Origin of the sequence: Aeromonas sp. MaB10011B (assembly GCF_017939325.1) — a bacterium.
In the GTDB taxonomy this organism is placed as follows: domain Bacteria; phylum Pseudomonadota; class Gammaproteobacteria; order Enterobacterales; family Aeromonadaceae; genus Aeromonas; species Aeromonas caviae.
Genome location: NZ_JAGKRK010000056.1, coordinates 1 through 13,454 on the forward strand (window position 1 = coordinate 1; position 13,454 = coordinate 13,454).

Sequence of the window (13,454 nt, forward strand, 5' to 3'; positions counted from 1 at the left end):
GCAACTTTCGTTGCTTTGGTCACTTCATCAGACATTGAAAATCAAAAATTGTTTTTGATGCTCGATGCTGTGAGTGCCCACACAGATTGCTTGATTCAAATTGTTAAAGAGCGTCACGCTTATCGCGTTGAGGAGGCGCATCTTACGCTCCTCACTTCGAAAGTCAAGCAGTTGTTTTCGCTTTTCTTTCGGCGCCCACTTCGCTAGGAAGCTGGCTCATCAGGTTGGCGTGTTCCGCCGTGCTGGTAGGGGCGCATTATAGGGAGGCCGGTTACGATGACAAGGGATTTTTTGAAGAAAGTCACGGAAACTTCAAATTATCCAGTTAGAAACAACTTACCCAGTGTATATATACAATGTTATCCACAAGCTGATGATTTCAGCCCTCTTTTATTGGCATTTATCAGGATCTTCTTGGCTGAAGGAATGCCATACTGAAGCGGATAATTTGCCTCAAGTGGTCCATGGTAGCGTCTGGTCGTAAAGCTGGTTACCATGAAGGTGAATAGAGTGTTGCACCTTTTTTGCTTTCATTTACAAAAGGTCTTTAAAGATGAATTTATCCAAGTTTCCCGTTTATGTGCAGGCAGCAGTTCTTGCTCTGGTATTGGCGCTGCTCGGCTATCTGGTTGCCCAGGCCCTGCAGTTCTCTCTGAAAGTCGAAGTCATTTTTGCCGCCGGTCTGGCCATTGGCGGTTTCGTGGTACCGCTCTTCCTTAACCGTGCGCCTGCCACCGCCCTCGAACAGGCGACCAGCCAGGAGACCTGTACCTTATATGTAGGCAACCTGCCCTATCGCGCCAACGAGATTGCGGTGCGCGAACTCTTTGCCGAGCAAGGTCAGGTACTGTCAGTTCGTCTGATGAAGGACAAGGCCACCGGCAAACGCAGGGGCTTCGGGTTTGTGGAGATGCCTGTCGCCGATGCGGCCAAGGCCATCGCCGCGCTCAATGACAAGGAGTATCAGCAGCGCACCCTGAAAGTGCGTGAAGCAAATGACAAGCGGGACCGGGATGAGAAGGACGTCAACGACGTCGACGCCTGATATTCAGTACACCACTTCTTCGAGTGACGACAGCCCCCAAGCTTGCAAGGGGGCTGTCAGTTTCTGGGCCCCTGCATCCAGTCGCGTGCAGTAGGCACGTCCCGTCCCCTCGCCAGGCGCCTGGACCGGCAGTGTCGCCAGCAGATGCGCCACCCGCCTTGCCACGGCAAGACCCGAATCGACCAGTTGGCATTCCGGCATCAGCTGTTTGATCTCTTCGTTGAGCAAGGGGAAGTGGGTACATCCCAGCACCAGGGTATCCGGCCTCTCCTCCCCTTCCATCCAGTCTGCGAGCACCTCTCTGAGCAGGGCCATATTGACCGGCAACCCCGCCAGCTTGCGCTCGGCTTCGATAACCAGTTCGGTTGCCCCCTTCAGCAGCACATGCTTGCCCGGGGCGAACTGGGCAATGAGTTCATGGGTATAGTCACGGCTGACGGTGCCGGGCGTTGCCAGCAGACCGATGTAGCCGTTACGGGTCTGGGCGGCGGCAGGCTTGATCGCGGGGACCACGCCGACCACGGGAATGCTGAGTGCGGTACGCAGGGATGGCAGGGCAATGGTGCTGGCGGTATTGCAGGCGATCACCACCAGATCAATGGCGTGCTCGGCCACCATGTGGCTGACCAGTCCGGTACAAGCCTCGATGAGGGCCGCCTCACTCAGCTCGCCATAGGGAAAGTGGGCATTGTCGAAACTGTAGAAATAGTTGTGCTCCGGCAGAGCGCGACGGATCTCCCCATAGACGGTCAGACCGCCCATACCGGAGTCGAACACGAGAATATTGGCCACCTGAGCTCCCCCTTGAATGCGAGGCCGCGATCATACTCCCGCCCGGCGCCAATAGAAAAGGCCCTGCCAATGGCAGGGCCCCTGATTTTTCAGATCCAGACAAGGGGATCAGAGTGCGTAGTCCACCGTCACATAGTAGGCACGCTCGTCAGCCGGGTAACCCACCGAGGTCTGGTATTCCTTGTCCAGCAGGTTGCTGATCTTGCCGGAGACCTTCCAGGACGGTGCAACCTGATAGCCCACCGCCAGGTTCCACACGCTGTAACCGCCCAGCTGGGTGGTATTGGCCGCGTCACCATAACGCTCACCCTGGTAGATCCAGCTCAGGGAGCCATCGAACTGCTGCCACTGCGCCTGGCTCACCCACTTGGCCCCCTTGCGGGAGATCAGCTGCAACTGCTTGTCGGTGGCCTTGTCCTTGGGATCCTTGTATTCGGCGGAAACGCGATGGCTCAGCCAGCCGGTCTCGAACTCCCCTTCCAGTTCAACCCCTTCAATCCGCGCCTTGCCGACGTTTTGCGGCGTCCACATGCCCTGGCTGTCCGGTGCCCACTGGATCATCTGCTCGAAGTCGTTGCGATAACCGGTCAAGCGCCACTCCACACCTGCGGTCTGTCCGTCCAGCATCAACTCGTGGCTTTTCGACTCTTCCGGCTTCAGATCAGGATTGCCGGACCCCGGGTAGTAGAGATCGTTGAAGGAGGGGGCACGGAAACCGGTGCCGTAACGGGCACTGAGGCGATAATCCTCAACGAAGCGCCAGCCAGCGCCGGTTTGCCAGGTGTTGTGACGTCCGAACTGCTCGTTGTCATCGCTGCGACCGCTCAGCTCGGCCTGCCAGACCTGGTTGTCAAACTGGGCCAGGGCATAGAGCCCGGTGTTGTCACGCTCATCGGCGTCACTCGGGAAGGCGACGCCAGAGGAGCGGGAACTATCGTCCAGCATGTCGCGCTGCCAGTCGGCGCCGCCCCCCAGGGTCCAGCTCTCGTCCAGTTTGACGCTGTTGACCCAGTTCAGAGTGTATTGACGGGTATAGAGTCGATCAGCGGACTGATCGCGGCCGCTGGTATCCGGGTAGTCGTAGGCATCCTGTTTGGAGAAGGCGCCGCGCAGTTCGCTCAGGTAGCGCTCGTCATGATAGCGGGAGCCGAGCTGGTAGCTCTGGTTCTCGGTCCAGGTCTCGTTGCGTTGATGAAACGCCGGGCCCCAGGCGGAAGCGGCAGAGGATCTGTCGTACTGGGCAATGTTGCGGAACCAGCGGGTCGTACCGAATAGATCCCAGTTGCTGGCCAGCGCCTGCTGATAATCCACCATGGCGTTATAGCCCCGGTGTCCATGCTTGTCGCCATCGTTCACCCCGACGATGGGGTGCACGTTGTAGCCGGTCTCGTCATCGAAACCACCAGCGACCTTGATCTGACCCGCATCACCCACCTGGCTGGCGCTGCTGAAGGCAGCCTGACGCTGCTTGTGGGAGCCCGCGCCCAGGTTGAACTTGTGCTGATTGGTCCCCTGGTCCGGGCGAGTGATGATGTTGATGACCCCACCGATGGCATCGGACCCATAAATGGTGGCGCGCGCACCGCGGATATATTCAATCCGCTCCACCTGGTTGAGGGGCAGGTTGTTGAGCTCGGTCATCCCGGCGGTCAGAGAGGCGCTGCGCACGCCGTCCACCAGCACCAGGGTCTGGGAAGAGGTGCCACCACGTACCCGAAGCGAGCTGAGCTGGCCGCGGCCGCCGTTGCTGACCACTTCCACGCCGGGCAGGGTCTTGACCACGTCGGTCACGGTCTGGGCTTGCAGGCGATCGATCTCGTCACGGGTCACCACGTTGACGGGAGCCAGCACACTGGAGGCAGGCTGGGCGACACGGGTAGCGGTCACCACCATGGTGGGATTGACGGGGATGGTCAGTTGTTGGGCAAAGGCCGCCGTTGGCAACAGGGCAGCCGCCAATAATGTCTTGGACATGAGAGATCCTTAAGTTCGCGTAAGCATCTACTTCGTGGCCGGTTTCTCTCGGCCCGAAATACGAACTTTGGCAGGTCTTCGGGCTTGGGGGCTGATGGCCTACGGCGACGGCTTCCCACCTGACGGCAGTGCCCTGATGTCGCTTCGTTCCCCCTTACCGCTGCGCGCCAGCTCCGGATTCTCACCGGATTCCCTTTTAAGCATGATGCGCCAAAGCGGGGGGATTATAGGCAGAGCCGCCTTGGATGTATAGCCATCTGGATTTCTAATGTCGTTTTTACCCAAAGCCGGTGTCAAGTGGTGCAGATCCTCGCCCCCTCTCGTACCTTGAGGCTCGTTGACCGTCATTCGAGAGGGTCAAACACAAGAAATGTTGAGCCAGATCCCACGGCTTTTTGGTAACATGCGGCAAACGTTTGACATCCGAGGAAGCCGTAATGACGACCCCCCCTATGATCGGCCTGGTAATGGGCTCCGACTCTGACTGGCCCGTGATGCAGGCCGCCGCCCGCATCCTCAAGGAGCACGGCGTGCCCTATGAAGCGCGCGTCGTATCCGCCCATCGCACCCCGGATCTCCTGTTTGAATATGCCGCCAGTGCGCGCGATCGTGGTCTGCGCGCCATCATCGCCGGCGCCGGCGGCGCAGCCCACCTGCCGGGCATGCTGGCCGCCAAGACCACGATCCCGGTGCTGGGCGTGCCCATCCCCACCCGCCAGCTCAAGGGGATGGATTCCCTGCTATCCATCGTGCAGATGCCCAAGGGCGTGCCGGTCGCCACCTTCGCCATCGGCGAGGCGGGTGCCGCCAATGCCGGTCTGTTCGCCGTGTCCCTGCTCTCTGTCGCCCAGGATGGCGACGCTCCCCGTTATCACCAGCAGCTCGACGGCTTCCGCGCCAAGGAGCGCGACCGGGTGCTGGCGCTCACCCTGGAGGAGCCGGCATGATACTGCCCCCCGCCACTTTGGGTATGCTCGGTGGCGGCCAGCTCGGCCGCTACTTCGTGATGTCTGCCCACCGTCTCGGCTACAAGGTGATCGTGCTGGACCCGGACCCCATCAGCATCGCCGGTGCAGCCGCCGACGAGCAGATCGTTGCCGCCTATGACGATGCCGATGCCCTGCGCGATCTGGCCAGCCGCTGCGATGCCATCACCTGCGAGTTCGAAAACGTGCCCGCCGCCTCCCTGGCCCTGCTGGAGCAGTACAAGCCGGTGCGCCCGGCCGCGAGTGCAGTACGTGTCTGTCAGGATCGCCGGGAAGAGAAAGCCTTCCTGACCCGCGCTGGCGTACCGGTTGCCCCGAACCTGACCCTGCTGCCCGGCGAGCCGCTGCCCGCCCTGCCCGGCGACCTCTTCCCCGCCATCCTCAAGACCGCCCGCGAGGGCTACGATGGCAAGGGGCAGTGGACTATCCACAATGCGGGCGAATTGCCAGCGGCCCTGGCCGCCAGCGGTGTCCCTTGCGTGCTGGAAAAACGCCTGCCACTGGAGGGGGAGTTTGCCCTCACCCTGGCCCGCAGTCCGAGCGGTGCCATCAGTGCCCTGCCCCTGGTGCAGAACTGGCACAGCGGCGGCATCCTAGATCAGACCCGCTCCCCGGCCAATGTGCCCGCCCTGGAGCGCGAAGCCCAGCGCATCGCCGAGCACATCATCGCCGCCCTCGACTATGTGGGTGTGCTGACGGTGGAGTTCTTCCTGGTCGGCGGTGAGCTGCTGGTCAACGAGATGGCCCCCCGGCCCCACAATTCGGGTCATCCCAGCATCGACAATGCCGGTTGCAGCCAGTTCGAGTTGCAGGTGCGCGCCCTGTGCGATCTGCCGTTGCCGGCACAGGCTGAGGTTCAGCCCGCCATCCTGCTCAACCTGCTCGGGGATCTGTGGCAAGACGGCACGCCGGACTGGGCTAGCGCCCTGGCCCTGCCCGGGGTCCACCTTCACCTCTATGGCAAGGGCGAAGCCCGCCCCGGCCGCAAGATGGGCCACGTCACCGTCACTGGCCGTGACTGGCCCGCCGTCGAGGCCACCGCGCACCAGCTGCGCGCCCTGCTGGGTCTGCCTCCGCGCTGAGTCCACCCCTTGACATGCAAAGACCCGGGCCAAGGCCCGGGTCTTTTTTTATGACTTGAGAAGCGAGAGGGGTCAGGCCCTGTCGACAGCCGCAACGGGAGCCGGCAGGCGGATGGTGAGGGAGAGCACCAGGGCAACCACCAGCAACACCAGGATCAGGTTGAAGGTCGCCATGAAGCCGCCGAACAGGGAGGCCACAATGGAGCCGATGATGCTGCCCAGACCAAAGCCCAGATAGATAACGCCGTAGTTCTTGGTCAGGTTGTTGAGGCCGAAGAAGTCGCTCACCAGCGAGGGGTAGACGGTGATGGTACCGCCGAAGCTGAACGCCACGCAGGCCACCGCCACGAAGAAGAGGTTGGCATTGAGCGGCACGAACAGCAGCAGCGCCATCCCCGCCAGGGTAATCAACTGGGCGATGGTGATGACCCGGATACGGGACATCTTGTCGGAGAGGATGCCCAGCACCAGCCGGCCGCCCAGGTTGGCCATGGCGATGATGGCGACGGCGTTGGCGGCGACCACGGCCGGCAAGCCCACCATCTTCTCGCCGATGTCCTTGGCCACGCCGATGACGTAGAGACCGCTCATGCAGGCGGTGAGGAACATCAGCGCCAGCATCCAGTATTGGGGCTTGCGCATCGCCTCGGCCAGGGTGAAGTCGCGGCTCTCGCTCTGCTGCACGGCGGCGGCCTGCTTGGGTGCATCCTTCATCAGCATGCCACCCACCAGCACCATGGACATGGCGATCAGCCCCCACAGCTGGAAGGTGGTCTCCAGCCCGTTGCTGGAAAGCAGCAGCAGGTTGATGTACTTGAAGCCCAGGCTGCCGAGGCCATAAGCACCGATGGAGCAGGCGGAGATGAGCCCCTTGCGCTCCGGGAACCACTTCACGCAGTTGGAGAGGGTCATCAGGTAGCCAGTACCGTCGGCAAAACCGACCAGGATGCCGGCGCAGAGGTAGAGCATCGCCAGGTTGCTGGCATGGGCGGTGAGGAAGAAGCCGATGCCGAGCAGCACGCCGGCGCCCAGGGTGACGTTGCGCACCCCGAACCGCTCCTGCAGCTTGCCTGCCAGGGAGGAGGCCACCGCCAGGGAGAGGCTGAGCAGGCCGAAGGCGAAGGCGACCTGGCTCACCGGCTCGTCCAGCTTGTCAGAGAGCTGGGCGTTGAACAGGCTCCAGGTGTAAACGGATCCCAGCGCGAACTGGGTGATGATGGTCCCCAACAGGGTGAGGTAACGGGTGCGATTCAGCTCTCTGGTCATGATGCGTCTCGAGGAATGGCCTTAAGGAAACTGGGGCCACTATAGGCAAGACGCCGCTCCCACCGACCGATTACGGCATGAAATGCAGATCGGCGGGAATGAATGACAATCAGAGCCGCATCAGCTGACGGAACGCCTTGATGTTGCTGCGGCTGACCGGCACCTCGAACGGCAGGTCATGGAGCCGGATGAGATAGGTGCTGTTGAACCAGGGCACTATCTCGCGGATCTTGTTGATGTTGACGCAGTAGGAGCGGTGGCAACGAAAGAACCCCTCGGCAGGCAACCGACTGACGAACTCGCTGAGGGTCATGGTCATCACGTAGCGATCGGTACGGGTGTAGACATGGGTCAGCTTCTCGTCGGCTTCCGCGTAGTAGATCTGCTCGCAGGGGGTGACGATGATGCGCTCCCCCTTCACCAGATTGACGGTGCGGTTCTGTGGTGTCCCGGACTCCGCACCCTGGGGCTGGGACTTGCCCGCCAGTTCGAGCTTTTGCAGCAGATTGATGAGACGCGGCTCGTTGTAGGGCTTGAGGATGTAGTCGAATGCCTCCAGCTCGAACGCCTCCACCGCAAACTCCTTGTAGGCGGTGACGAAGACGATGTGGGGCGGATGGCTGGACTTGTGCAGGTTCTTGGCCAGCAGCAGGCCGTCGATGGCGGGGATCTGGATATCCAGAAACACCACGTCCACCTCGTGATCCTGCAGATACTTGAACGCCTCCAGCCCGTCTTCGAAGCTCGCCACTATCTCGATGTTGCTGTGCTGCCCCACCAGAAAGGCCAGCTCCTCGCGGGCCAGATACTCATCTTCCACAATGATCGCTTTCAGCATGACATTGCCCCCATAAGGAGCACAGGAGAGGCCAGCTCCTCCCGTATCAAACATTCGTCTTCCACTATGATGGCTTTCAGCATGGCATTGCCTCCTGATCAGGCAGATAGAAACAGACTTCGGTCCCCGGCTCCAGCCGCTTGAGGTGCAGGCCGTCGCCATAGAGCAGCTTGACCCGCTGATGCACGTTCATCAGACCGATGCTGCGGCTCTCCACCCGACCGGCGGCGACCCCGTCGATCACCGCCTGGCTGATGCCGTAGCCGGTGTCGCGCACCGCGACCCGGATGCCGCCCGCCAGCTGCTTCACCTCGATGGTGACCCGACCCGGCGCACTGCGGGGCTGGATGCCGTGCAGGATGGCGTTTTCCACCAACGGCTGCAACAGCAGGCTCGGCACCTGGATATGCACGTCGTCCACCTCGAACACCACCTCCAGCTTGTCGCCGAAGCGGGCCTGCTCGATGGCCACGTAGTCGCGCACCTGCTGCAGCTCCTCCTGGATGTCGATGAGGGTGTCCCCCTTGTTGAGGTTGTAGCGCAGGTAGTCCGCGAGATTCGCGATCAGCTGGCGTGCCTGCTGGGGACGGATGCGGATCAGCGACGAGATGGCATTGAGGGCGTTGAACAGGAAGTGGGGGTTGATCTTGCTCTGCAGCGCGGTGAACTCCGCCTTGCGGGTCATCTCCTTGAGCTGCTCGATGCGCGACACCTCCATCTGGGTGGAGATGAGCTGGGAGAGGCCCACCGCCATCTCCTTGAGGGAGCTGGTGATGCTGTGGGTGCGGCGGTAGTAGATCTTGAGGGTGCCGCTGACGGCGCCGTTTTCCCGCAGCGGAATAATGATGACCGAATGGAAATCGGAGAGGTGATACTGGCGCAGATCGTTGTTGATGATGATCTGGTCGAGCAGCACCGCTTTGTGGGTCATGTCGCTGATGGCGTGGTGCTCGTCCAGCTCGTAGTAATCCTTGCCCACCCCCACATAGGCCAGCACGTCGCGGGTATCGGTGATGGCCACCGCATCGGCGCTGATCTCGCTGCGAATGATGCCGCACACCTGGCTCAGGGAGTGGCGATCGATGTTCTGGAAAAACGGCAACGTCTTGTTGGCGATGTCGAGCGCCAGCTTGGCCTGCTTGGCGGCAATCAGCTCCTTCTCGTCATCCAGATCCTGCACCAGCTTGATGATGAGCCCGATACAGAGCGCCCCGGCGATCATCGGGTAGGCAATATGACTGACTATCTCCACACCTACCGCATGGGGCTCGGTCAGTTGCCAGATCAGCAGCATGGTCAGCCCCTCGCAGGCCATCCCCGCCAGGATGCCATAGAGCCAGAGCCGCGACTTGCGACAGCGCAGGTGCAGCCAGGTGGCCAGCAGGCCGGCGATGATGCTGGCGATGAGACAGGGAATGGAGGTGTGGCCATCCATGTCGATGAGATAACGGTGCAGCCCCGAGATGACCCCGGCCGGAATGCCGACCCAGGGGCCGAACAGGATGCCGCCCGAGATGATGGCGATGATCCGCACATTGATGAGGGCCCCCTCCACCGGAATGCCGGTGTAGGTGCTGAACACCGCGAACAGACAGAAGATGGCCGCCACCAGCACCAGCTCGGCCGGGGTGTGGTCACGCTTCTGGAACAATCGCTGAAACGGCCGGGTGCGGGTGAGAAGAAAGAGCGTCATCAGCATCAGCGCCGCCCGCTCAAACACCGCCAACAACATCATCTGATTTTCGAGCATGGCTCTCCTCCGTCAATGGCATGGCGCCAGGGGGCGGATCATACCCCTTATCTGCCGCCGACTCATGGGCGAATCCGGGGAGAGCGGTTCAGCTTTCGGGGAAAGCGCCGATAAGTGGAGGCCCTCGCCAAGGAGGGCCCAGTCCGACAAAGGAGATAACTATGTTTCAAAAAAGCATGGTGCTGGCAGTGATGATCGGTTGCAGCAGTGCCGCCGTTCACGCCAATACGCAGGTGAGCCAGCTGAACTGGCAGGCCACCGCCAGCAAAGAGACCAACATGGAAGTAGCGCTTACCCACCCAGGCCTCCAGGCCATCAATTCGGATCCGGCACAGGCTCCCGTCCAGATCCTGGCAGCAGACCTGAGCCACCCGGATTTCAACACCACCTATCGTTTGCAAGCCCGCGCACTCTACGGCTCCCTGCCACAGCAGGATGATCTCCGGATCACGCTGGCGCTCAACGGACAACCCCTCGAAGCAAGCCGCGCCCTCCCCCTGGCGCAGGCGACCCGCTATTACCTCAGCTATCAGGCCCCGTCAGCCAGACCGGACCAGGTGGGCGACGCCGCCTATGAGTTGATGGTGTACTGGCTGGGCTGACCACAGGAGCCGAAGGCATGTTCCCATGCCTTCATTCCTCCCCTTCCATCACCTGCAGTTGGGTCGCCGCCAGCCGAACGACCTCGTACTCTTGCTGCAAACGGGCCAACGCCTCGGGCAGCCTCGCCTGATCGAGCTCCCAGGATTCTATTTCGCTGCAGGTCGCCACCAGTTTCAGAGTGCCCATGATCCTGGCGCCCCCTTTCAGGCGATGTATACGGTCGATGAACTGGCCGACATGCCCCTCCTCCGCGGCCCGTTGCAATCTCGCGATATCGTCGTCACTGGCCCGCACAAACTCGGCCAGCAGAGGCACCATCAGGGTCGACTGATGTGCGGTCAGCGGCCCCAGATACCGCCGGATCTCCTCCATGCAGACGACCATGTCACTCTGCTCTTCCCGCTGCATGTGCCGACGCAGGCAGTGATCGAGCGCCTCCAGTCCGACGGGCTTGAACAGACAGTCATCCATCCCTGCCGCCTGCCCTTCATTGATCTGCTCCTGCCGCGCATCGGCCGTCAGCCCGAGGATCATGGTGCGTCGCCAGCCGTGCAGCCGCTCCAGCTCACGGCACTGACGAGCCAGCTCGAATCCGTTCATGCCGGGCATGTTGAAGTCGGTCATGACGACATCCACCCTGGCTTCGACCAGCCGCCGCAGCGCCTCTTCTCCCGACTCGACGGCCGTGGCGTCATGACCCAGATAGGCCAGCTGCTGGCTGACCAGCAACCGGTTGGCTGGATGATCATCCACGACCATGATCTTCAGTCGCCGCCCCGGCTCAACCACCGGCTCCTGTGCAGGCGCAGCGGGCATCGCCACGGCATCGGCCACCGGCAGCTTCATCTCGACACTGACCCGGGTTCCCTGCCCGGGCGTACTTTCCAGTTTCAAGGAGCCGCCCATCGTCTCGCACAGGGAGCGGGAGATCATCAGACCCAGGCCTGTACCCGACTGCTGGATTTTCTCGGGTTGGCTGGCCTGGCTGAAGGGCTCGAACAGCCTGGCCTGCTCGGCCTGATCGATGCCGATACCGGTATCCAGAATGGTGAGCTGCACGGTACACCAGCCATCGCTGACCCGGGAAGCCAGCGTCACCGTGACCGATCCGCAATCGGTGTACTTGATGGCGTTACTGATCAGGTTGGAGACGACCTGCTTGTAACAAAGACCATCGATCTGCACCCAGGACGGATCGCCCGTGACGAGCTCCAGCCGCAGGTTTTTCTGCCTCGCCAGCGCAGTGAATACGGTGATGACCGACGCTGTCAGGGTCACGATGTCATGGGGCTCGGGGGCCAGTTCAAACCGGCCAGACTCGATCTTGGAAATATCCAGGATGTCGCCGATGAAGCTCAGCAGATCGCTGGCAGAGCCATGGACAATGGCGAGGGAGGCCTGATCCTCCTCATGCAGCCGACCCCGCTTGAGCGCCAGTTCCAGCAAGCCGATGATGGCATTCATGGGGGTACGGATCTCGTGGCTCATGGTCGCGAGGAAGGTGCTCTTGGCACGGTTTGCCTCCTGGGCCTCCTGGCTGGCCACCGCCAGCTCATCGAGCAGGCGTACCCGTTTGCTGACGTCGATCCAGCCCCCCACCCCCCCCCTGCACATTGCCGTCCAGATCGTAGTAAGGCTGAACCCAGTGATAGACGTCGACCCCGCCCGTCGGCAGGACCAGACGGTGATCCCCCTCCTGGGCGCGGCGGCTGTCACAGGAAAGCATCAGATCCCCGTGCAGGGGAGCAAGAAAAGGCCAGCGCGTGCGTGCGTCGTCCAGGCCCGTGCCGAGCAGACCGACCTTGGGCTCGCCAAGGAAGCTGGCATAGCTGCTGTTGCACAGCACCAGGATCCCGTTCAGATCCCGCGCATAGATGGGGTGAGGTGTCCCGTCCACCAGATCGGCGATGAACTTGAGCTGGGTGCTCAGCGCCCTCTCCACCAACCGCCGCTCGCGGATCTGCTTGCGCAGGGACAGCCCCCACAGGCCAACCCAGAGGGTCAGCAGCAGGATCAAGGCGATAAAGACCCCGAACTCCTGAATCAACTCCTGCCAGGAGACACTCTCCTGTTTGACATTGACCCGCCAGCGGTTGGAGAGCCCTTCCAGCTCATCCGGCGGAATGATGGCAATCACCTTGTCCAGAATGTCCCGCAGTAAGGGATGCGCGGGGGTGACCGCCAACGCGGCACCGATGGGGATGGAATCGAACAGCTCCCCCGTAATGATCAGGCTATCGGGGAATTTGCTGTTGACGTAGTACTTGGCCACCCGCAGCGGCAGTATGGTCACATCGCACACATCCATCGCCACACAGCGCATGGCGTCTTCAATCGTATCGAACTGCCGCGACGTCAGCTTGCCGTATTCCGCCTCGATGGCCTGGGTCGAGATAAAGCCTCTGACCATGGCCACGGTGCCGATCTTGAGCAGCGATGCAGGGGGGACCTCCCGGTGGCGCAGCCCCACCACATAGGAGAGGGGATCGAGGACAAAGGCCCGGCTGAACAGATAGCGGTTCCTGCGCTCGGCAGAGGGGCTCAACACCCCCGCATCCACCTGGCCGCTATCCAGCAACTGGGTCATCTGCTCCGGCGTCTTGGCAGGCACCACCTCGAGCTCCACCCCCAGCTTGGCTCGCATGACCTGCAGCAGATCGGCGACCACGCCGTGCATGGTACCGGTGACGTCATAGAAACTGAGGGGCGGGATGCCGCTGTTCACCGCAATCCGGATCTTCTCCCGTTTGCTCAGCCATTCCCATTGCTCGCGGCTCAGGTCGATTCTGCTGGCACCGATGGAGAGGCCCCCCCCATTCCAGCGCTTGGCCACTTCCGCCCGCTTGCCCTCGAGGATCTCCCCCAGCGCGATATCCATGATCCTCTTGAGTCGCCGCTCCTTGGGATTGAGGGCAAAGGCAAAACCGGCGGTATCGATATAGAGCGGCTTCAATAATTGAATGCTGCTCTGATAGGGAAGGTGCGAATAAGCGGGGAAATTCTTCTCGGCTGACTCAGTCATTTCATTTTTTCAGTTTGAGCCGATCTTTTCTCCCGTAAATGCCTTGAATCAGCCTATTTAGACCGTTTCTTCGCCATTTAAGGCGTTATTCCCAGT

General features: G+C 61.4%; 12 protein-coding genes and 1 riboswitch. Of the genes, 5 read left to right on the forward strand and 7 right to left on the reverse strand.

Going from position 1 to position 13,454, the window contains the following annotated elements; all coding sequences use genetic code 11:
* A partial coding sequence (locus J9893_RS13865; RefSeq protein ID WP_210600024.1) for a hypothetical protein occupies positions 1 to 207 on the forward strand: 207 nt, incomplete at its 5' end.
* A 346-nt stretch (positions 208 to 553) separates the two neighbouring features.
* Complete coding sequence (locus J9893_RS13870; protein WP_029313407.1) at positions 554 to 1,045, forward strand: RNA-binding protein; 492 nt, start codon at positions 554 to 556, stop codon at positions 1,043 to 1,045.
* 3 nt (positions 1,046 to 1,048) lie between these two features.
* Here the strand turns inward: J9893_RS13870 and murI are convergent, their stop codons facing one another.
* Positions 1,049 to 1,837 carry a glutamate racemase gene (murI, locus tag J9893_RS13875; RefSeq protein WP_143236891.1) on the reverse strand — a complete coding sequence of 263 codons (789 nt, stop codon included), beginning with the start codon at positions 1,835 to 1,837 and terminating at the stop codon, positions 1,049 to 1,051.
* A gap of 108 nt (positions 1,838 to 1,945) precedes the next feature.
* Positions 1,946 to 3,811, reverse strand: coding sequence for a TonB-dependent receptor (locus tag J9893_RS13880; protein ID WP_139736264.1), 1,866 nt, complete (start codon positions 3,809 to 3,811; stop codon positions 1,946 to 1,948).
* Between the two features lie 51 nt (positions 3,812 to 3,862).
* Positions 3,863 to 4,041: riboswitch (cobalamin riboswitch) on the reverse strand.
* Between the two features lie 207 nt (positions 4,042 to 4,248).
* Here J9893_RS13880 and purE point away from each other — a divergent pair.
* Together purE and J9893_RS13890 are read left to right on the forward strand one after the other, a co-directional pair.
* Positions 4,249 to 4,758: a 5-(carboxyamino)imidazole ribonucleotide mutase gene (gene purE / locus J9893_RS13885; protein WP_029313402.1), complete on the forward strand. Its 510-nt coding sequence runs from the start codon at positions 4,249 to 4,251 to the stop codon at positions 4,756 to 4,758.
* Positions 4,755 to 5,879, forward strand: coding sequence for a 5-(carboxyamino)imidazole ribonucleotide synthase (locus J9893_RS13890; RefSeq protein WP_143236890.1), 1,125 nt, complete (start codon positions 4,755 to 4,757; stop codon positions 5,877 to 5,879). Before purE ends, J9893_RS13890 begins: the two co-directional genes overlap by 4 nt.
* 72 nt (positions 5,880 to 5,951) lie before the next feature.
* Here the strand turns inward: J9893_RS13890 and J9893_RS13895 are convergent, their stop codons facing one another.
* From J9893_RS13895 to J9893_RS13905, 3 genes are all read right to left on the reverse strand, one after another.
* Positions 5,952 to 7,145, reverse strand: coding sequence for an MFS transporter (locus tag J9893_RS13895; protein WP_039040686.1), 1,194 nt, complete (start codon positions 7,143 to 7,145; stop codon positions 5,952 to 5,954).
* A gap of 109 nt (positions 7,146 to 7,254) precedes the next feature.
* Complete coding sequence (locus tag J9893_RS13900; RefSeq protein ID WP_039040685.1) at positions 7,255 to 7,983, reverse strand: LytTR family DNA-binding domain-containing protein; 729 nt, start codon at positions 7,981 to 7,983, stop codon at positions 7,255 to 7,257.
* Positions 7,984 to 8,059: 76 nt separating this feature from the next.
* Positions 8,060 to 9,733, reverse strand: a complete 1,674-nt coding sequence (locus tag J9893_RS13905; RefSeq protein ID WP_042016184.1) for a sensor histidine kinase — start codon at positions 9,731 to 9,733, stop codon at positions 8,060 to 8,062.
* 161 nt (positions 9,734 to 9,894) lie between these two features.
* On the opposite strand from J9893_RS13905, the gene J9893_RS13910 reads away from it, so the two are divergent.
* Positions 9,895 to 10,335: a hypothetical protein gene (locus tag J9893_RS13910; protein ID WP_010672344.1), complete on the forward strand. Its 441-nt coding sequence runs from the start codon at positions 9,895 to 9,897 to the stop codon at positions 10,333 to 10,335.
* A 31-nt stretch (positions 10,336 to 10,366) separates the two neighbouring features.
* Here J9893_RS13910 and J9893_RS21760 read toward each other — a convergent pair whose 3' ends face one another.
* Together J9893_RS21760 and J9893_RS21765 are read right to left on the reverse strand one after the other, a co-directional pair.
* Positions 10,367 to 11,935, reverse strand: coding sequence for an ATP-binding protein (locus J9893_RS21760; protein ID WP_319861719.1), 1,569 nt, complete (start codon positions 11,933 to 11,935; stop codon positions 10,367 to 10,369).
* Positions 11,889 to 13,358 (reverse strand): transporter substrate-binding domain-containing protein, encoded by a 1,470-nt coding sequence (locus J9893_RS21765; protein ID WP_246875598.1) that lies wholly within the window; start codon positions 13,356 to 13,358, stop codon positions 11,889 to 11,891. The genes J9893_RS21760 and J9893_RS21765 overlap by 47 nt, the downstream gene beginning before the upstream one ends.
* Positions 13,359 to 13,454: the final 96 nt, after the last annotated feature.